Origin of the sequence: Streptomyces sp. NPDC004667, assembly GCF_040609475.1 — a bacterium.
Taxonomy (GTDB): domain Bacteria; phylum Actinomycetota; class Actinomycetes; order Streptomycetales; family Streptomycetaceae; genus Streptomyces.
In genome coordinates this window covers 92,274-109,905 of sequence record NZ_JBEXKC010000022.1, presented here as the reverse complement: position 1 = coordinate 109,905, position 17,632 = coordinate 92,274, and the positions used below count along the sequence as shown (strand labels likewise).

16 protein-coding genes and 2 pseudogenes are annotated in these 17,632 nt (G+C 72.4%); 5 read left to right on the top strand and 13 right to left on the bottom strand.

What is annotated here, in order from left to right:
- The 6 genes and pseudogenes from ABZW32_RS15580 to ABZW32_RS15555 all read right to left on the bottom strand — a co-directional run.
- A pseudogene (locus tag ABZW32_RS15580) lies at nt 1-1,208 on the bottom strand (hypothetical protein); the annotation flags it as partial.
- A 248-nt stretch (nt 1,209-1,456) separates the two neighbouring features.
- Nucleotides 1,457-2,686, bottom strand: a complete 1,230-nt coding sequence (gene cbiE, locus ABZW32_RS15575) for a precorrin-6y C5,15-methyltransferase (decarboxylating) subunit CbiE (protein WP_356215722.1) — start codon at nt 2,684-2,686, stop codon at nt 1,457-1,459.
- A 76-nt stretch (nt 2,687-2,762) separates the two neighbouring features.
- Nucleotides 2,763-3,479, bottom strand: coding sequence for a GNAT family N-acetyltransferase (locus tag ABZW32_RS15570; RefSeq protein ID WP_356215719.1), 717 nt, complete (start codon nt 3,477-3,479; stop codon nt 2,763-2,765).
- A 203-nt stretch (nt 3,480-3,682) separates the two neighbouring features.
- Nucleotides 3,683-4,549 carry a MetQ/NlpA family ABC transporter substrate-binding protein gene (locus tag ABZW32_RS15565; RefSeq protein WP_356215716.1) on the bottom strand — a complete coding sequence of 289 codons (867 nt, stop codon included), beginning with the start codon at nt 4,547-4,549 and terminating at the stop codon, nt 3,683-3,685.
- Between the two features lie 92 nt (nt 4,550-4,641).
- Complete coding sequence (locus ABZW32_RS15560) at nt 4,642-5,310, bottom strand: methionine ABC transporter permease (protein WP_030233804.1); 669 nt, start codon at nt 5,308-5,310, stop codon at nt 4,642-4,644.
- Complete coding sequence (locus ABZW32_RS15555) at nt 5,307-6,371, bottom strand: ATP-binding cassette domain-containing protein (RefSeq protein WP_356215713.1); 1,065 nt, start codon at nt 6,369-6,371, stop codon at nt 5,307-5,309. Before ABZW32_RS15555 ends, ABZW32_RS15560 begins: the two co-directional genes overlap by 4 nt.
- Nucleotides 6,372-6,946: 575 nt before the next feature.
- Here ABZW32_RS15555 and ABZW32_RS15550 point away from each other — a divergent pair.
- Together ABZW32_RS15550 and ABZW32_RS15545 are read left to right on the top strand one after the other, a co-directional pair.
- Nucleotides 6,947-7,315, top strand: a complete 369-nt coding sequence (locus ABZW32_RS15550) for a hypothetical protein (protein ID WP_266838036.1) — start codon at nt 6,947-6,949, stop codon at nt 7,313-7,315.
- Nucleotides 7,308-7,742, top strand: coding sequence for a hypothetical protein (locus tag ABZW32_RS15545; RefSeq protein ID WP_356215711.1), 435 nt, complete (start codon nt 7,308-7,310; stop codon nt 7,740-7,742). Before ABZW32_RS15550 ends, ABZW32_RS15545 begins: the two co-directional genes overlap by 8 nt.
- A 93-nt stretch (nt 7,743-7,835) precedes the next feature.
- On the opposite strand, the gene ABZW32_RS15540 is transcribed toward ABZW32_RS15545, so the two are convergent.
- The 3 genes from ABZW32_RS15540 to ABZW32_RS15530 all read right to left on the bottom strand — a co-directional run bounded on the left by ABZW32_RS15540 (nt 7,836) and on the right by ABZW32_RS15530 (nt 10,180).
- A complete protein-coding gene (locus ABZW32_RS15540; protein WP_030233793.1) occupies nt 7,836-8,342 on the bottom strand; it encodes a GNAT family N-acetyltransferase in 507 nt (168 codons plus the stop codon).
- 37 nt (nt 8,343-8,379) lie between these two features.
- A complete protein-coding gene (locus ABZW32_RS15535; RefSeq protein ID WP_356215709.1) occupies nt 8,380-8,940 on the bottom strand; it encodes a sigma-70 family RNA polymerase sigma factor in 561 nt (186 codons plus the stop codon).
- A gap of 73 nt (nt 8,941-9,013) precedes the next feature.
- Nucleotides 9,014-10,180: a glycerophosphodiester phosphodiesterase gene (locus ABZW32_RS15530; RefSeq protein WP_356215707.1), complete on the bottom strand. Its 1,167-nt coding sequence runs from the start codon at nt 10,178-10,180 to the stop codon at nt 9,014-9,016.
- 304 nt (nt 10,181-10,484) lie between these two features.
- On the opposite strand from ABZW32_RS15530, the gene ABZW32_RS15525 reads away from it, so the two are divergent.
- On the top strand, nt 10,485-11,114 hold the full coding sequence (locus ABZW32_RS15525) for a lysophospholipid acyltransferase family protein (RefSeq protein WP_037687788.1): 630 nt from the start codon (nt 10,485-10,487) through the stop codon (nt 11,112-11,114).
- A gap of 5 nt (nt 11,115-11,119) precedes the next feature.
- Here ABZW32_RS15525 and ABZW32_RS15520 read toward each other — a convergent pair whose 3' ends face one another.
- The 3 genes from ABZW32_RS15520 to ABZW32_RS15510 all read right to left on the bottom strand — a co-directional run bounded on the left by ABZW32_RS15520 (nt 11,120) and on the right by ABZW32_RS15510 (nt 14,754).
- On the bottom strand, nt 11,120-12,592 hold the full coding sequence (locus tag ABZW32_RS15520) for a membrane-associated oxidoreductase (protein WP_356215705.1): 1,473 nt from the start codon (nt 12,590-12,592) through the stop codon (nt 11,120-11,122).
- A 69-nt stretch (nt 12,593-12,661) separates the two neighbouring features.
- Complete coding sequence (locus tag ABZW32_RS15515) at nt 12,662-14,206, bottom strand: MFS transporter (RefSeq protein WP_356215703.1); 1,545 nt, start codon at nt 14,204-14,206, stop codon at nt 12,662-12,664.
- Nucleotides 14,203-14,754, bottom strand: a complete 552-nt coding sequence (locus tag ABZW32_RS15510; protein ID WP_356215701.1) for a helix-turn-helix domain-containing protein — start codon at nt 14,752-14,754, stop codon at nt 14,203-14,205. The genes ABZW32_RS15515 and ABZW32_RS15510 overlap by 4 nt, the downstream gene beginning before the upstream one ends.
- A gap of 90 nt (nt 14,755-14,844) precedes the next feature.
- Between ABZW32_RS15510 and ABZW32_RS15505 the strand changes: the two are divergent.
- Nucleotides 14,845-15,348, top strand: a pseudogene (locus tag ABZW32_RS15505) (HAD domain-containing protein); the annotation flags it as partial.
- 282 nt (nt 15,349-15,630) lie between these two features.
- Nucleotides 15,631-16,050, top strand: a complete 420-nt coding sequence (locus tag ABZW32_RS15500; RefSeq protein WP_356215699.1) for a hypothetical protein — start codon at nt 15,631-15,633, stop codon at nt 16,048-16,050.
- A gap of 65 nt (nt 16,051-16,115) precedes the next feature.
- Here the strand turns inward: ABZW32_RS15500 and argH are convergent, their stop codons facing one another.
- The gene (argH, locus tag ABZW32_RS15495) at nt 16,116-17,543 is read right to left on the bottom strand and encodes an argininosuccinate lyase (protein WP_356215698.1); all 1,428 of its coding nucleotides are present in this window, start codon (nt 17,541-17,543) and stop codon (nt 16,116-16,118) included.
- Between the last annotated feature and the right edge of the window lie 89 nt (nt 17,544-17,632).

Sequence of the window (17,632 nt, the reverse complement as noted above, 5' to 3'; positions counted from 1 at the left end):
GCGGCTTCCCCGGCCGCCTCGGCGGCGACGGGCACGGCGACGGGCACCGCGGCGGGCTCGGGGGCCTGGGCGGCGGCCTCGGCGGACGGCTCGGCCTCCGGCTGCGCCACGGGCTCCGCGGGCTGCTCCGCGGGAGCGGGCGCGGCAGCGGCGGGGGCGGCGGCCGGCACGGGAGCGGGAGCGGCGGCCGGAACGGGCTCGGCCGTCCACGGCTCCCCGGGCTGCGCCGGGATCTCGGCGGCCTGCGCCGACGGCTGCGGGGCGTCCAGGTACTCGGGACCCGCGACCGGCGCACCGGGCTGCTGCACCGGGACGGCGACCGGCTCCTGCGCCACCGGCGCACCGGCGGCGTCGGGTACGGCCACGGCCACGGGTACGGCGGCCGGCTCGGCGACGGCGGCGGGCTCCGCAGCCGCCTCCACCACCGGCTCCACCACGGGCTCGGCGACGGGCTGCTGCGGCAGGGGCAGCGGCGCCGGCTCGGCGACGGGCTGCGCCGCCGCCACGGGGACCGGCTCGGGGACGGGCACGGGGGCCGGGGCCGCCACGGGCGCCGGAGCGGCGGCGGGACCCCGGTCCGCGAGGGAACGTACGACTCCCCCGGCCTCGGGCATGGGCGGGCCCATGTGCAGCGGACGGCGTGCCGGGATCACGGGCGACGCGGGCGGCACCTGGGCGGCCTGCGGGGCCACGAGGCCGCCGAGGTCCAGCGAGCCGGTGTCACGGCCGCCGGTCTCGTGCGCGCCCGCGCTGTACGCGGCGGGGTCCGCGTAGCCGTCGGGGAAGCCCGCGCCCACGGGGTACGAGGGGTCGGGGAAGCCGGGCTGCGCGGGCTGCTGCGGCACCGGGTAGCCGGCGTCCTGGTAGCCCGGCTCCGGGAAGCCGAGGTGGCCGGGTTCGGGGTAGCCGGCCGCGGGGGCCTGCGGGTACTCGGTGTAGACGGGCTCGGCGGGGAACTCGGCCGGGAAGGCCGGCACCTGCGGGACCACCTGGGGGTCGCTCCAGGAGCCCTGGCCGCTCGGCATCAGCAGCAGTTCCTCGTCCTCCGCCTCGGCGGGGTCGTCCACGAGGTCCTGGAAGGCGTAGCCCGCCGGGGGCTGCGGCGGAAGCGGCGGGAGCGGCGCAACCGGAGCGGGGATGCCCTGCTGATCCACCATGCCCCCGTTGTCCGGGTGACCCTCGCCCGGGACCTGGCCGGTGTCAGTCATGCGTACCCCTCGCCCATCGGTGTTGCCTCTTCGATCGCCCGGTCGCCCACACGACCGCCGGGCGGTGATGTGTGCGGGGTCGCCGTGCGGTGCGACGCCTCGCGTACGCCCGCACAACAACTCCTGAGCATTGTCGCGCTCGTCGGCCGCCGTGTCGGCCACAAACCGGCACGGTCCGCTGTGGACTGCGCCACGTCGCGCGTCCTGAGGGCGCCACGACGATCGGCCAGCCTACCCCGGCCTGCGCGCTAGCGGCTCACGGGGCGCTCGGCTGCCAGCAGGAACACCACGGAACGCTCCTGTTCCGCCCAGGTCCGGGTGTCGAGGCCGACCGACTGGAGGAGTGCGCACTCGACGGCGTACCCGTGTTCGCCGAGGGTGCGTCCGATGGCCTCGGCGTCGTCGCGCGTGGAGGCGTGGCTGACGATCCGTTCGGGGCGCCGGTCGGCGACGGCCGCGACGACCTCGGCGCCGCCCCCGCCGACGCGGACGACGTCGGGCTCGGGGAGGTTCTCCAGGACGTGCGGCGCGCGGCCGGCCACGACCTGGATCTGGACACCGCGCCGACGGGCGGCGGCCGTTACCCGTTCGCAGGCGCGGGGGTCGGCGTCCACCGCGATGACGGCCGCGCCGAGGGCGGCGGCGTCCACGGCGAGGGCCCCGGAGCCGGCCCCGATGTCCCAGACCAGGTCGCCGGCGCGGGGGCCGAGACGGGCGAGCTGGGCCGCGCGCAGCTGTGCGGACTCCCCCTCCCCCGCGGGCCCCTCCCCCGGGGACCCGTCCCCTTCGGGCCGGGGCCGGGCCCAGCCGCGGGTGGCGGTGAGGTGGGGGGGCTGGCCGAACAGCCAGCCGGGCTCGGCGGCGGAGACCTGGCCCGCGCCTCCGATGACGATGACCACGTTCGGGTCGCGCCAGCTGTGGTCGGCGGCCTTGTCGGAGGTCAGGACGGTGACGCGCTCGCGGTCGGTGCCCAGTTCCTCGCAGATGACGAAGGTGCGGTGCACTCCGTCGAGCAGCAGGGCGAGTTCGGCGGGGCCGGCTCCGGGCGAGGTGAGGACGGCGACCTTGCTGTGGGCCCGGCAGACGTTGACGGCCCGGCGCAGGGTGCGGGGGTGGGCGACGACCACCTGGGCGTCGTCCCAGGGCATCCCGGCGCGGGCGAAGGCCGCGGCGACAGCGGAGACGGCGGGGACGACCTCCACCTCCAGGCCGTGTTCCGGGGCGCGCAGGGTGCGTACGACGCCGAAGAATCCGGGGTCCCCGTCGGCGAGAACGACGGCGGTGCCGCGGTGGCCAGCGATGCGGCGGGCGGCGAGGTGGAGGCTGCCGAGGCGGATGCGTTCCGCGGTGGGCGGGACCTCGGGGAGCGCGAGGTGGTGGGCGGCGCCGGCCACGAGGGTGGCGGCGGCGAGCGCGGACCGGGCGGCCGAGGTCAGGGGCGAGCCGTCCCAGCCGATCACCGTGACCCGGTCGGCCATCGTCGTCAGTCTCCTGGGGTGGGGGCGGGCGAGCTTCGTCGGGGATCGCGCATCGTGAGACTACCTGGTCATCGGGTCAGTTCCAGTCGGCGGCGACGGCGTAGCCGGAGGCGTCGGCGGGCCGGCCGTAGGCGTATCCGGAGTCCCGGGCCGGGTATCCGCGGGTGCCGTCGTAGCCGCTGTAGCCGTCGTAGCCCTCGTACTCCTCGGCCTCGTCGAGGTCCTCGGGGACCAGGCTCCAGACGATGAGGTCGGTGCGGGTCTCGGTCCAGCCGCCGTCGGCCGTCTGGGTGCGCACTATCCACGCGTTGCGCAGGACGCCTTCGCTGATGCAACCGATCTTCTGGGCGACCTGCTGGGAGGCGGTGTTGTCGGCGGCGGTGCGGATTTCGAGGCGTTCGAAGCCCTGGTCGCGGAAGAGCCACTGGGCGACGGCGAGGACGGACTCGCTGGCGTAGCCCTCGCCCCGGGCCCAGGGGGCGGTGACGTATCCGACCTCGGTGGTGCGGGTGCGCCAGTCGGTGTTCTGGAGGTGGACGATGCCGACGAGGCGCTGGGTGAGGAACTCGGTGACGGCGAGGACGATGCCGCGGCCGTCGGTGCGTTCCGCGTGGGACCGCCGGGTGGCCCAGCCGTGGGCGTCGGCGTGGGTGTAGGGGTGCGGTACCCGGGTCCAGGCGGTGACGTGCTCGTCGTTCATCATCTCGGCGAGCGCCGTGACGTCGTCCTCCTCGAAGGCGCGCAGCACCAGCCGGTCCGTGCTGATGGTGACGTCCGGGAAGGTGGTAGTCATGCGCAGCTCCATGCCTGAGACCGTGGTGCGACCGTGGTGCGGGACCGTTCGAGGGGGACCGTCGTGCGGGTCGTAGGCCACAGCATGCAGCATCGGCCGGGTGATGTGCAGGGCCGGGCTGCCCGGATGCGGGCAGACCGCGGCCCCGCGTCCCCCGGAGGGGGCGCGGGGCCGGGAATCCGGCGTCTACCAGGCGGTTTTCGTCAGGAAGTGGCCGGGGCACCGAAGGCGGGGATGACCGAGCCCTGGTACTTGTCCTGGATGAACTTCTTGACCTCGTCGGAGTTCAGGAGCTTGGCGAGCTTCTGGACGCGCGGGTCGGTCTGCTTGCCGTCCTTGACCGCGAGGAAGTTGGCGTAGGGGTTGCCCTCGGCCTTCTCCAGGATCAGGGCGTCCTTGGCCGGGGAGAGGTCGGCCTCGATGGCGTAGTTGCCGTTGATGACGGCGGCGTCCACGTCGTTCAGGGCGCGCGGGACCGTGGCGGCCTCCAGCTCCTTGAACTCCAGGCCCTTCTTGTCGGTGATGTCGGAGAGCTTGGCGTTGGTGCCGACGCCGTCCTTGAGGGTGATCAGCTTGTTCGCGGCGAGCAGCTGGAGCGCGCGGCCCTCGTTGGTGGTGTCGTTGGGGACGGCGACGGTCTGGCCGGCCTTGATGTCGGAGAGGGCCTTGACCTTCTTGGAGTAGAGGCCGAGGGGCTCCAGGTGCACGTTGACGACGGGCACGATGTGGGTGCCGTTCTTCTTGTTGAAGTCGTCGAGGTACGGCTTGTGCTGGAAGTAGTTGCCGTCGACCTGGCCCTGCTCGGTGGCGGTGTTGGGCAGGACGTAGTCCGTGAACTCCTTCACCTCCAGCTTGAGGCCTTCCTTGGCGGCGAGGTTGTCCTTGACGAACTTCAGGATGTCGGCGTGCGGGGTCGGGGACGCCGCGATGACGAGGGGCTTGCTCTCGTCGACCTTGCCGCCGTCGGCCTTGGCCGTGGACGGGTCCGAGGAGCTGCCGCAGGCGGTGAGGCCGAGGGCGAGCGCGGCGGAGGTGGCGGCGATGGCGGTGAGCTTGACGTTCTTACGCACGAAGAGTGCCTTTCTTGCGGTACGGGTCCGGGTGGGGACCCGCTGGTGGTGGCCCAAGCACGACAAGTGCGGGCTTTTCTGTGGGGGAAGGTTCAGGCGGTCCGGCCGCGGCGGGCGAGGACGCGGACCACTCCGTCGCCGATCAGCTGGATCACCGTGACGAGGGCGATCAGCACGACGACGGTGGCGACCATGAAGCCGGTCTCGAAGCGCTGGAAGCCGTACGTGATGGCCTTGGAGCCGAGTCCCTCGCCGCCGACCGCGCCGGCCATGGCCGAGTAGCCGACCAGGGTGATCACGGTGGTGGTGACGGCGGCGACCAGCGAGGGCAGGGACTGCGGGAGCAGCACCTTGCCGACGAGGGTGGGGATGCCGCCGCCCATGGACTCGACGGCCTCGATGAGGCCGTGGTCGACCTCGCGGACGGCCGTCTCGACGAGGCGGGCGAAGAAGGGGATGGCGCCGATGGCGAGCGGGACGATCATCGCGGTGGGGCCGATGAAGGTGCCGACGACGGCGGTCGTGACCGGGATCAGGGCGATCAGCAGGATGATGAAGGGCAGCGAGCGGCCCACGTTCACTATCGCGCCGAGGACCTTGTTGAGCGGCCGGTTCTGCAGGAGGCCGCCCTTGTCGGTCAGGACGAGGAGGATGCCGACGGGCAGTCCGCCGAGGACGGTCACCAGGGTGGACCACAGCACCATGTACAGGGTGTCGTAGGTGCCCTGGGTGAGCAGGGGCTGCATCTCGGACCAGGTCACTTGGCACCATCCTTGACCAGTGCGGCCAGTTCGTCGTCGATTTCGTCGGCCGCGGCGTCGGCGTCGACCACGTCCACCTGGAGGCCCTGCTCGCGCAGGAAGCCGACGGGCACGACGTTGTCCTCGTAGCGGCCGGGCAGTTCGATGCGCATCCGGCCGATCTGGCGGCCGGCGACGGTGTCCATCGCGGCCCCGAGGATCGAGATGTCGATGTTGTACGTGCGCGACAGCTGGGAGATGACCGGCTGGGTGGCGGCCTCTCCGTGGAAGGTGACGTCGACGACGGTGCGGTCGGGGCCGGTGGCGGCGCCGCTGACCGGGAAGAGTTCGGCGGCGAGCTCGGAGCCGGGGGTGGCGAGCAGTTCCGCGACGGTGCCCGATTCGATGATCCGGCCCCGCTTCATCAGCGCGGCGGAGTCGCAGACGGCCTTGACCACGTCCATCTCGTGGGTGATGAGCAGGACGGTCAGGCCGAGCTGGCGGTTGAGGTCGCGCAGCAGCTGGAGGATCGAGCGGGTGGTCTCGGGGTCCAGGGCGCTGGTGGCCTCGTCGGAGAGCAGCACCTTGGGGTCGCCGGCCAGGGCGCGGGCGATGCCGACGCGCTGCTTCTGGCCGCCGGAGAGCTGGGTGGGGTAGGCCTTGGCCTTGTCGGCGAGGCCGACGAGGTCGAGGAGTTCCAGGGCCTTGCGGGAGCGCTCGCGGCCGGAGACGCCGAGGATCTCCAGGGGCAGCTCGATGTTGGCCTGCACGGTGCGCGAGGACAGCAGGTTGAAGTGCTGGAACACCATGCCGATGCGGCTGCGGGCCTCGCGCAGTTCCTTGCCTGCGCGGCGGCCGCGGCCGGCCAGCGCGGTGAGGTCGACGCCGTCGACGGTGACCGTGCCGGTGGTGGGGCGCTCCAGCAGGTTCACGCAGCGGATCAGGGAGGACTTGCCGGCGCCGCTCTGGCCGATGACTCCGTATACCTCGCCCTCGCGGACGTGCAGGTCGACGCCGTCCAGGGCGGTGACCTCACGGCCACGGGACTGGTAGACCTTCGTGAGGCCCGATGTGGTGATCACAGGAATTCCGTCGCTGTCGAGTGCACGGCGTGCGGGTGCCGTGCACGGGGCAAACATCTGGGGACGCGATACGGGTCGAACCGTCGGAAAGGGGATGGCGTCGACGCGTGCGCGGGGCAGGAGCGGTCCGTACGGCCCGTCAGGTGGTGACGGCTGCGGCGGAGCGGCTCGGCCGGTCTCGCTTCGGGGCGCGAGACTGCAGTGAAGGGGCCCTCAGAAGGCGCGCATTCGACACATACAACGAGCACCGGGCGTCATCGTCGCCTCGGTCGCAAGGGTGCGGTTGCTCGTCGTGGTCATGGGCCCCAGTAAAGCAGACATGGCGACTCATCGATCCACAGTGTCCGCATACCGGACGGATTCCGGCCGCATTACGGACATCATCGGTCACCTCCGCTCCCCCGTCCCAAGCGGCACTCGGGCGGCCCCGACCAGCGCGGACACGGCCGGGAGGTCCCCGACGGCGACGTCCTCGTCGGGTCCGGCGGCGGGGTGCGCTGTGGCCAAGGCCACGGTCCGGGGCCCGGGCGAGGGGCGAGCGCACCGGGTGCGGCGGCCCGTAATACCCTCGCTGCATGCTCGACGCCCTGACGGCCGCCATCGGTGTGGCCGCCCTCGCCCTCGCCGCCTGGTGCGGTCACGCCGTGTGGCGGGACCAGCCGACCAAGGACTGGCATTTCATCGGCATGGCCGTGGTGACCCTCCTGGTCCTGGCCCAGCTGGTGGTCGGCCTGGTGCAGCTGGCCCGGGGCGAGAAGCCCGCACAGGGCACGGTGCTCTTCGTCGCCTATCTGGTGGGCGCCTTCGCGGCGGTCCCGGCCGCCGGGATGCTCTCGCTGAGCGAACGGACCAAATGGGGTTCGGTGACGGTGGCCGCGGGCGCGGTCGTCCTCGCCGTCCTCGAAGTACGGCTCTACGACATCTGGGGAACCGCCGGTGCCTGACGACACGAATACCGCGACGGCGGAGGCCTCCGGGACCACCGGGCGCAAGCGGCTGGTCTCCGGGCCGGGGCTGCTGCTGGTGTGGCTCTACGGGGTGATGGTGGTCGGCGCGGTCTCGCGCTCGGCCTACCAGATCTCCACCGAGTTCGACCGGGCCCCGCTGGCGTACGCGCTGTCCGGGGCCGCGGCGCTGGCCTACGCGTTCATCACGTACTCGCTGGTGCGCGGCGGGGAGAAGGCCCGCAAGGCGGCGCTGGTCTGCTGCGCAGCCGAACTGGCGGGCGTGCTGGCCGTCGGCACCTGGACCCTGGTGCGGCCCGAGTCCTTCCCCGACGCCACCGTGTGGTCGGACTTCGGGATGGGCTACCTGTTCATCCCCGTGATCCTGCCGGTGACCGGGATGATCTGGCTCCGCTCGAAGCGCTGACGCCCTCGGCCGGCCGGGCCGGGCCGCCACCCCCGGTGCGGCGACGACGCGGCCCGGGCGCCGCACGGGACGCCCGGGCGCAGCGGCCGGAACCTACGCGCTGACGGCGAAGTCGGTGGCCTCCGCGGCCTCCTTCTCCAGGATCACCAGGTGCACGCCGTCGGAGGCGGTGCGGTTGCCGACCTGCGCGTAACCGGCCTTGCGGTACAGGCGCAGGTTCGACTCGCTCTTGACGCCCGTGTGCAGCCGGAAGCGGGTCGCGGCGCCGTGGCCCGCGAGGGCCTCCTCGACTCCGCGCAGCAGCCGCGCGCCCAGTCCGTGGCCCTGCAGGCGCGGGTGCACGCACAGCTTGGCGATGCTCGCGGTGCCGTCCTCGCCGATGCTGCCGCGCACCGTGCCCACCACCTCGTCGCCCAGCCGGGCCACCAGCACGGTGTCCGAGGCGAGCTCCGCCTTCAGGGAGTCCAGGGACTGGGTGAGCGGCTGGATGAGGTAGTTGCCGTACAGCTCGGCCTCCCGCTGGAACGCCAGATACTGCAGCTTGAAAATCTGCTCGGCGTCTTCGGCGGCCGCCGCCGAAATGGTCACGCTCATGCCCATGTGCGCATGCCTCCCGCTCACCTGGTAGCTCTCCGGTCTACCGCTCCTTTCCCCAAGGGCCAGGAGCCGCAACCTCTGCAGCGAGCATTCTGCGCAGACATCCCAGGCAACGGGAACGGACGGGTCCTAAACTTCCTTGTGAGATACCCAACTCTCCTGCGATTTCACGGTAAGTGAGGTCTCTGGGCGAGAGAAGTGCGCCTATGAGCTGGGGACAGCGTCCGGGCAATCGGGCGACCGCCGATCGGAGGGCCCGGTTCTCCTCCCCGTGCAGCAGGGCGTCCTCGGGCTCGCCGGCCGCGACGGCGGGCGTGGGCGCGGCGCCGTAGGGGACCTCGCGCCGGGCCCGCCTGCGGGCGAGCCGCGCCTCCGCGCGCACCGCCCGCCGCAGCCAGCGGGCACGGCCGCCCGGGTCGGGGGCGCACGGGCCGCGTTCCAGCAGCCTGACCCAGACGGCTTGTTCCAGGTCCGCGGCCTCCACCCCGGCGGCCGGGGCCTCCGCGGCCGCCTCGGCGGAGAGCAGCGGGCCCAGTTCCCGGAGCAGTTCGCTCTCCGGCCGCCCGGTCTCGGGCAGGTGCGGTTGCTTCAGCAGGTCCATGCCGGGCGGGACGAGCGGACGGGTCCCGGCGGTTTCCCCGCCGGGAGGGGCACACCCGTACGGGGAAGCGGGCCTAGCGGTTGACGCCGCGTCCGGGCCGGAAGGCCTCCGCCGCGAGGAGACCGGTGTCGGGGTTGTCGGTGAAGATGCCGTCGACGCCCAGTTCGAAGTACCGCTTGAAGGCGCCGAAGGCGTCCCCGTACGCGGCCGGATCGGTGCCCTTGCGGAACTCGGCGGGCAGGAAGCTGTTCTCGTTGCGCGCGGTGTAGGGGTGCAGCACCAGGCCCCGCGCGTGCGCGTCCTTGACCAGGGTGGTCGGCTCGCCGAGGCGGCCGTCGGCGGTGCGCGGCACGATCAGGTCCAGGGTCGGGCCGATGCCCTGGGCGAAGCCGGCGATCCACCGCAGTCCCTCGGGCTTGACCAGGTCCGCGACGGTACGGGGGTCCTTGGCCACCTCGAAGTCCCAGGGCCGGGTGTTCGCCGCGCCGAGCAGCGCCACGCGCGGCGCGGACACCAGGCGGGAGAGCCGCTGGAGGCTGGAGGGTTCGAAGGACTGGAGGAAGACGGCGGCGTCCCGGCCGTCGCGGCCGTAGCGGCGCAGCAGCTTCGCGAGGGGCTCCTCCAGGCCGAGGCCGAGGCCCCGGAAGTAGGTGGGGTGCTTGGTCTCGACGTGGAGCCAGACCCGCTTGTCACGCCGGCGGCTCTCGCGGGCGGCCCAGCGCAGCACCTCTTCGAAGGTGGGGACGGCCCAGCGGCCGTCGTAGAGGGTGTTGCGCTGGCGGACGGCGGGGATGCGCTCCTTGGCGCGCAGGGTCTTCAGCTCGGCGAGGGTGAAGTCCTCGGTGAACCAGCCCGTGACGGAGACCCCGTCGACGGTCTTGGTGGTGCGCCGGGCGGCGAACTCGGGGTGGTCGCCGACGTCGGTGGTGCCGCCGATCTCGTTCTCGTGACGGCACACCAGGTGGCCGTCCTTGGTGGGGACGAGGTCCTGTTCGATGACGTCTGCCCCCAGGTCGAGGGCGAGCTGGTAGGAGCCGAGGGTGTGCTCGGGCCGGTATCCGCTGGAGCCCCGGTGGCCGATGACCGTCGGGACGGGGAGGTCCCGGTAGCCGCCCTCGTCGTGTCCGCCGTCGGTGGTGTCGGCGGAGGCGGTGCCCGCCGCCAGTCCGGTGATTCCGGTTCCGGCCGCCAGGACCGCCGCTCCCAGGACCGTGCGCCGTGCTGCCCCACCCTGCGTCATGAGTGCTTCTCCTCATCGTGAAGCGGGCCCGCGGCCCCCGGGATCTCCGGGGGGTGTGCGGCCCGCAATCGGCGTGCCGATCGTAGGCAAGGAGGGATGGCGGGAGGGTGGGCGTGGCGGGAACACGACGGAAACGTGCGTCAACACGATGTATCTACCACGTGAACCCGATGTGCGATCAGCCGTGAGCCGAGAGTATCGTCCTCACCTGCACTACCGCCGTGTGGTGCGAAAGCCGCTTTTCGATGCCGGAGGGCTCACGTTGTTCCGTACCGCGCTCATCAAAGCCACTGTCGGACCGGTCATGCGCCTGATCATCCGCACCAGGGTGGAGGGCATCGAGAACATTCCGGGCACCGGTCCGGTGATCCTGGCGGGCAATCACCTCACCTTCATCGACTCGATGATCCTGCCGCTGGTGTGCGACCGCACGGTCCACTTCATCGGCAAGGACGAGTACGTGACGGGCAAGGGCCTCAAGGGCCGCCTGATGGCCTGGTTCTTCACCGGCGCCGGCATGATCCCCGTGGACCGCGACGGCGCGAACGGCGGAGTCGCCGCGCTGATGACGGGCCGCAGGATCCTGGAGGAGGGCAAGATCTTCGGCATCTACCCCGAGGGCACCCGCTCCCCCGACGGCCGTCTGTACCGGGGCCGCACCGGCATCGCCCGCCTCACGCTGATGACGGGCGCCCCCGTGGTCCCCTTCGCGATGATCGGCACCGACAAGCTCCAGCCGGGCGGCGCCGGCATGCCGCGGCCGGGCCGGGTCACCGTCCGCTTCGGCGAGCCGATGGAGTTCTCCCGCTACGAGGGCATGGACCGCGACCGCTACGTCCTGCGCGCCGTCACCGACTCGGTGATGGCGGAGGTCATGCGCCTGTCGGGCCAGGAGTACGTGGACATGTACGCCACCAAGGCGAAGGCCGCGTAGCGCCCCTACTGCCGTTGGAGTGACCGGCTGACGCCCGCCGCCGTGGTGGTGGCGAGGACCCAGCCGGTCACGATCAGCAGGTACGACAGCCACTGGTACCAGCCGGCCGGCGCGTAGGCGGACTCCTGGCCGAAGCCGATGATCGGCAGCATCAGGTCGATCGTGTAGAACACGGCGTTGAAGTCCGGCGCCTCCCCCGCCTTCAGCGGCCGGGGCGCGTGCAGGGCGTAGGCGATCGAGCCCACGAGCAGCAGTGCCAGCAGCCAGCCCGCCGCGCGCAGCGGCCGGAAGCCGTAGCCGACGGTGATGTCCTGGAGTTGTCCCCACAGCCTCCCGTGCGGGGGCAGGGTGCGGCGGTGGCGCCGCAGCTTGGCGAGCTGGACGGTCCGGGCGGCCGCCTCGTCCCCCGCCGTGCGGTAGGCCGCGGCGAGCTGTTCGTAGGCGTACGGGAGGTAGCCCGACTCCTCCCGTTCCAGCGCGGGCAGCCGTTCCTCGGCGGGCAGGTGGGGGGCGAGGGTGCGGTAGCTGAGGCCGTCGATGCGGATCTTCTCCGGCCAGGTGGCGCTCGGCACGTGCAGCATGTCGAACTGGGAGCGGCGCAGGTTGACCATCCCCTCGACGGGCGGGCAGTTGCGCAGCCACATCTCGCCGATGGCGCAGCTGGAGGCGCGCAGGGCGACGCCGTCGGGGTTGACGAAGACGGCGTACGCGAAGTTGAGCTGGCCCGGTATACGGGAGCCGGTGAGGTTGACCATGCCGTGGGCCTCCATGCGCTGGGCCCGAAGGTCCGTCCCGACGGTCAGCGTCTCGGCGTGCAGCGCGATCCCGCCGGGGGCGAGCAGGCGGGCCCGGTCCATGCTGACCTGGCCCCCGACGGTGGCGCCGTTGAGGCGCAGCTGGCCGTGGACGGTCAGGTCGTTCGCGATGATGTCGGTGCCGACCTCGACGTGGTTGAGCTGGAGCGGGGGCTCGTCCGCCTCGTCGCCCGCCGTCGGCCCGATCACGGCCCCCTGGAGGAAGAGGGCGGAGAGTTTGGCGCCCTGGAGCCGTACGGGGCCGGTGATCCGGCAGCAGGAGAGCCGCAGGACCACGTCGACGCGGACGGTGGCGGCGGTGAGGCCGGGGAGGGTGGAGTAGCCCAGGACGAGCGCCTTCAGCTGGGCCCCGTACAGCAGGGGTTTGCGTTCGAACCAGCAGTCGCGCAGCCGGATGGGGTGGTCGACGACCGCGTACCTGAGGTCGAGACTGCCGACGATCCGCGCGCCCTTGATCTTCAGTCCGGCGACCCGGCCCTCCTCGGTGGGGCACGCGCCGAGCAGCAGGGCCCGCAGCACCTCGGCCCGGACGGTGCGCTCCGGGCCCCATCCGGCCCCGTCCACGGAGCTGTCCTCGGGGTGTTCCCGGAAGTCGACGCCGTCGCCGCGCGGGAAGGCTTCCCACACGCGGCGTTCGGCCGGGGTCAGATCGGTGATCTCCATCGCGGGGATGGTGTCCCGGCCGTCGATGTCATGTCAACCACGGCCGGAAACACACCCCCTGGCGGAACGTCAGTGCTCGACGCCGTCCTGCAGCTCCTGGCCCCTGAGCAGGAACCAGGCGGCAGCGGCGGTGGCGAGCAGGACGGCCGCGCCGACGCCCGAGGCGAGCCGCAGCCCGTCCACGAAGGCGTCCTGGGCGGCGTCGACCATCTGCGCGCCCGTCTGCGGGTCGAGGGCCTTGGCGGCCTCCACGGCCCCGCCGAGGGATTCGTGCGCCGCGCCGGCCAGCGGGGCGGGCACGGAGGCGGGGGCGGTGAAGGACTGGTAGACGCCGGTCACCACGGAGCCGAGCAGGGCGATGCCGAGGGCGGCGCCGAGTTCGTACGCGGTCTCGGAGACGGCCGAGGCGGAACCGGCCTGCTCCTTGGGGACGCTGGAGAGGATCACGTCGGCGGTGACGGTGAAGGAGAAGCCCGCACCGAGGCCGACGACGAGCAGGGCCGCGCCGAGCAGCGGGTAGCCGGTCTCCTTGTGGAGCACCGTGAGGGCGCCCAGGGCCAGGCCTATCGCGGCGAGGCCGCCGGTGACGATGACGCGTACGGAGTACCGGCGGGCGTAGCGGCCCGCGACCAGGCCGGTGGCCACCGCGCCGATGGCGGCGGGCAGTTCGGCCAGTCCGGCCTCCAGCGGGTCGCGGCCCTGCACGAGCTGGAGGAACTGGGAGAGGAAGAAGACCAGTCCGGAGAGCCCGAACACGGTGAGCAGGTCGGCGAGGACCGCGCCGGAGAAGCCGCGGTGCCGGAAGAGCCGCATGTCGAGCAGCGGCGACGGCAGGCTGAACTGGCGCCGCACGAACGCGTACAGGCAGGCTCCGCCGATGACGGCGGCGGCCCAGACGCCCCAGGTCAGGCCGTGGGTGGCGACGTCCTTGACGGCGTAGACCACGCCGATGACGCCGATGAGGGACAGGGCGACGCTGACCAGGTCCCAGGGGCCGGCGACCGGGTTCTTGGACTCGGGCAGCAGCTTGATGCCGACGAGGACCAGGGCGATCATCACGGGGAGGTTGATGAGGAACACCGAGCCCCACCAGAAGTGCTGGAGCAGGACTCCGCCGACGACCGGCCCGACGGCCGCGCCGGCCGAGGCGGTGGCGCCCCAGATGCCGATGGCGAGGCTGCGCTCGCGGGGGTCCTGGAAGATGTTGCGGATCAGCGCGAGGGTGGACGGCATCAGGGTCGCGCCGGCCACGCCGAGCAGGGCGCGGGCCACGATCATCATCTCGGGGCTGCTCGCGTACGCGTTGAGGACGGAGACGGCGCCGAAGGCCGTGGCGCCGGCGAGCAGCAGCTTCTTGCGGCCTATGCGGTCGCCGAGGGAGCCCATGGAGACGAGCAGACCGGCGATGACGAAGGAGTAGATGTCGCCGATCCACAGCAGCTGGGTGCCGGACGGCTTGAGGTCCTCGCTGAGGGAGGGGGTGGCGAGACCGAGTACGGTGGCGTCCACCGCGACCAGCAGCACGGCCAGGACGAGCACGGAGAGTGCCAGCCACCGCCCGCGGCTCTGCCCCTCCACCTCCGTCTGCCGGTTCAGCTGTTCGGTACGGCTCATTGCTCCACGCTCCGTCGTGCGCCACCGAGCAGCAGCTCGGTGATCATGTACTGGAAGTCCTTGGCGGCGACCCGGCCGTCCATCACGGCCCAGGCGCAGGTGCCGATGAGGCCGTAGAGGGCCTCGGTGAGCCAGGCGGGACTCAGGTCGATCCGGATGTCGCCCTCCTGCTGGCCGCGCCGGAAGAGCGCGCCGACCCGGGCGTCGAGGCGGGCCCAGCCCTGGTTGACCTGGTCGCCCTCGAAGAGCTGGTTCTCGGTGACGAGGAAGGCCAGCAGTTCGGCGTTCGGCTCCGCCTGGGCGACGAGCCGCTTGAGCGCCTCCACCGCCGTGCCCTCGTCGAGGCGGGCGTTGTCGAAGGCCACCTCGAACTCGCGGATGCCGAGTTCCTCCAGGGCCCGCACGAGGGCGTCGCGCCCGGCGAAGTGCCGGTGCAGGGTCGCGCGGCCGATTCCGGCGGCGCGGGCGACCTCGTCCATCGTGGCGGTCGACTTGCGGGAAAGCAGGGCGGCCGCGTCGCGGAGCACCTGGTCACGATCCATGGGCATGAGACAAGCATACCCCTAATGAGACGTCAGTGTCTCATTGAATCGGAAAACGGGCTGCCGATCCGGCAGCCGGAGAGGAAGGCTGAGGACATGAAGCCCCTGCTGCTGATCGACGTCGACGGCCCCCTGAACCCCTACGCCGCCAAGGCCCAGCGCCGCCCGGAGGGGTACGCCACCCACCGGATGCGACCGACGGGCTGGCGGGAGGCGGAGAGCGCGAAGCCGCTGCGGGTATGGCTGAATCCGGCCCACGGAGCGCGGCTGCTCGCACTCGCGGACCGCTACGAGCTCGTCTGGGCCACGACCTGGAAGGACGAGGCGAACGACTGGATAGGCCCGCACCTGGGACTGCCCCGGCTGCCCTTCGTCGACTGGCCGGTGATGCACGGCCGGGCGCCGCGCGGGACCTTCTGGAAGACCCAGTACCTCCTGGAGTACGCGGGCGCGCGCCCCTTCGCCTGGATCGACGACGACATCACGGCCCTGGACCACGAGTACGTCGACCAGCGCCACCCGGCACGAGCCCTGCTGCTCCGCATCGACCCGCGGATCGGCCTGGTCGGCAGCGACTTCGAGCTGCTGGCGGACTGGGCCCCGCCCGCGCCCGACGGCGCCCGACGGCGAGCGACGGCAACCGACGGTGATTCGACCGCCCCTACCCGTGACCGAGTGCGACCATGCGGCCCGTCAACGGGCACCCGGCACGTCTAGCCCGTCGAGCGAGCGTACGCACGCGGGGCGGGCTTGATCATTTGGAGTGACTGTCGCCGTGAGGCCTTCTGCCGCCGGCCGGAGAGGGTGGAGAGTCCTCCCCGGTGAGCCCTCACCCGGGGTGGGCCACCCGCACCGATCCATTTCTTCGGCAGGGAGAGAACCATGAACGGATCCAGGAAGCTGGCCCTCGGGGCCGCGGTGACGGCCCTCACCATCGGCGGCGCGGTCGCCGTGTCCTCGGCGTCGGCCGAACCGCGCCGGTCCGCGCAGGCCGCGGCGGTCACCACCGCCTGGGCCAGGGTCGCCGCGAACGGGCAGGTCCTGGGCGGGCAGGGCATCACCGGGATCAACAAGTTCGGCATCGGCCGCTACAACATCACCACGTCCGGCAGCCTCAACGGGTGCGCCCTGCTGGGCACCATCAACACCAACGGCGGGAACGACCCCGGGCCGGGCAGCTCGTCCATCCTGGTCGGCCAGGTGAACGGGAACACCCTCTTCATCCGCACGGCCACGCCGTCCTCGGGCGGCACCGCCGCCGTCGACAGCGACCGGCCGTTCTCGGTCAACGTCGTCTGCTGATCCCCGCGACACCGCGGGGGCGGGGGAACCGGCCGGCTCCCCCGCCCCCGCGGGCACGGCCGGGACTACTGCTTGTGGATCGCCCAGGCGTGCTGGATGACCAGGTCGGCCTTGAGCTCGGTGAGCTGGACCGCGACCGCGGACGGGGCGGTGCCGCCGCGGCCGTTGCGGGAGGCCAGGGCGCCCTTGACGTTGAGGACGGTGCGGACCTCGGGAGTCAGGTGCTCCGAGATCTTCACGAACTGGTCGTCGGTGAGCTCGTCGAGCTCGATGCCCTCGGCCTCGCAGACCTTGACGCACTCGCCGGCCACCTCGTGCGCCACCCGGAAGGGCACGCCCTGCTTGACCAGCCACTCCGCGATGTCGGTGGCGAGGGAGAAGCCCGCCGGCGCCAGCTCCTCCATCCGCTCCCGGTTGACGGTGAGCGTCGCCATCATCCCGGTGAAGGCCGGCAGCAGCACCTCGAGGGTGTCGCAGGAGTCGAAGACGGGCTCCTTGTCCTCCTGGAGGTCCCGGTTGTAGGCGAGCGGCAGGGCCTTGAGCGTGGCGAGCAGGCCGGTCAGGTTGCCGATGAGGCGGCCCGACTTGCCGCGCGCCAGCTCCGCGATGTCCGGGTTCTTCTTCTGCGGCATGATCGACGAGCCGGTGGAGAAGGCGTCGTGGAGGGTGACGAAGGAGAACTCCTTCGTGTTCCACAGGATGATCTCCTCCGCGATCCGGGACAGGTTGATCCCGATCATCGCGGTGACGAAGGCGAACTCGGCGACGAAGTCGCGGGAGGCCGTCCCGTCGATCGAGTTGCCGACCGAACCCCGCTCGAAGCCCAGGTCCGCGGCCACCTGCTCCGGGTCCAGGCCGAGGGAGGAGCCGGCCAGGGCGCCCGAGCCGTACGGGGAGACCGCGGTCCGGGTGTCCCACTGCCGCAGCCGCTCGGCGTCCCGGGACAGGGACTGCACGTGGGCCAGTACGTGGTGCGCGAACAGCACCGGCTGCGCGTGCTGGAGGTGGGTCCGGCCCGGCATCGCCACGTCCGCGTGCGCCTCGGCCAGGCCGACCAGGGCGTCCTGGAGGTCGGCGATCAGGCCGCCGATGGTCCGCGCGTGGTCGCGCAGGTACATCCGGAAGAGGGTGGCCACCTGGTCGTTGCGCGAGCGGCCGGCCCGCAGCTTGCCTCCGAGTTCGGCGCCGAGCCGCTCCAGCAGACCCCGTTCCAGGGCCGTGTGGACGTCCTCGTCGGCGATGGTGCCGACGAAGGAGCCGTCGGCCACGTCGGCCTCCAGCCGGTCCAGCCCGTCGATCATGCGGTCGAGTTCCTCGGCCGTGAGCAGACCCGCCTTGGCGAGCACGCGGGCGTGGGCGCGCGAGCCGGCGATGTCGTAGGGCGCCAGGCGCCAGTCGAAGTGGACCGAGGCGGACAGCTTCGCGAGGGCCTCGGAGGGCCCGTCGGCGAACCGGCCGCCCCAGAGCCGGACGTCACCGTTGTTGCTGCTCACTGCTGCTCCTCATGGGGTGGATGTACGAGGGCCTCCCCGCCGCGGAGGTCACGGGGAGGCCGTCCCGGCGGCGCGTGGCGCCGCCTGTG

Bases quoted from the DNA above. Each gene is read 5' to 3' on its own strand.
- cbiE (WP_356215722.1), bottom strand. From the start codon at position 2,686: ATGGCCGACCGGGTCACGGTGATCGGCTGGGACGGCTCGCCCCTGACC.
- ABZW32_RS15570 (WP_356215719.1), bottom strand. From the start codon at position 3,479: ATGACTACCACCTTCCCGGACGTCACCATCAGCACGGACCGGCTGGTG.
- ABZW32_RS15550 (WP_266838036.1), top strand. From the start codon at position 6,947: ATGCTCGACGCCCTGACGGCCGCCATCGGTGTGGCCGCCCTCGCCCTC.
- ABZW32_RS15540 (WP_030233793.1), bottom strand. From the start codon at position 8,342: ATGGGCATGAGCGTGACCATTTCGGCGGCGGCCGCCGAAGACGCCGAG.
- ABZW32_RS15535 (WP_356215709.1), bottom strand. From the start codon at position 8,940: ATGGACCTGCTGAAGCAACCGCACCTGCCCGAGACCGGGCGGCCGGAG.
- ABZW32_RS15530 (WP_356215707.1), bottom strand. From the start codon at position 10,180: ATGACGCAGGGTGGGGCAGCACGGCGCACGGTCCTGGGAGCGGCGGTC.
- ABZW32_RS15525 (WP_037687788.1), top strand. From the start codon at position 10,485: ATGCGCCTGATCATCCGCACCAGGGTGGAGGGCATCGAGAACATTCCG.
- ABZW32_RS15520 (WP_356215705.1), bottom strand. From the start codon at position 12,592: ATGGAGATCACCGATCTGACCCCGGCCGAACGCCGCGTGTGGGAAGCC.
- ABZW32_RS15515 (WP_356215703.1), bottom strand. From the start codon at position 14,206: ATGAGCCGTACCGAACAGCTGAACCGGCAGACGGAGGTGGAGGGGCAG.
- ABZW32_RS15510 (WP_356215701.1), bottom strand. From the start codon at position 14,754: ATGCCCATGGATCGTGACCAGGTGCTCCGCGACGCGGCCGCCCTGCTT.
- ABZW32_RS15500 (WP_356215699.1), top strand. From the start codon at position 15,631: ATGAACGGATCCAGGAAGCTGGCCCTCGGGGCCGCGGTGACGGCCCTC.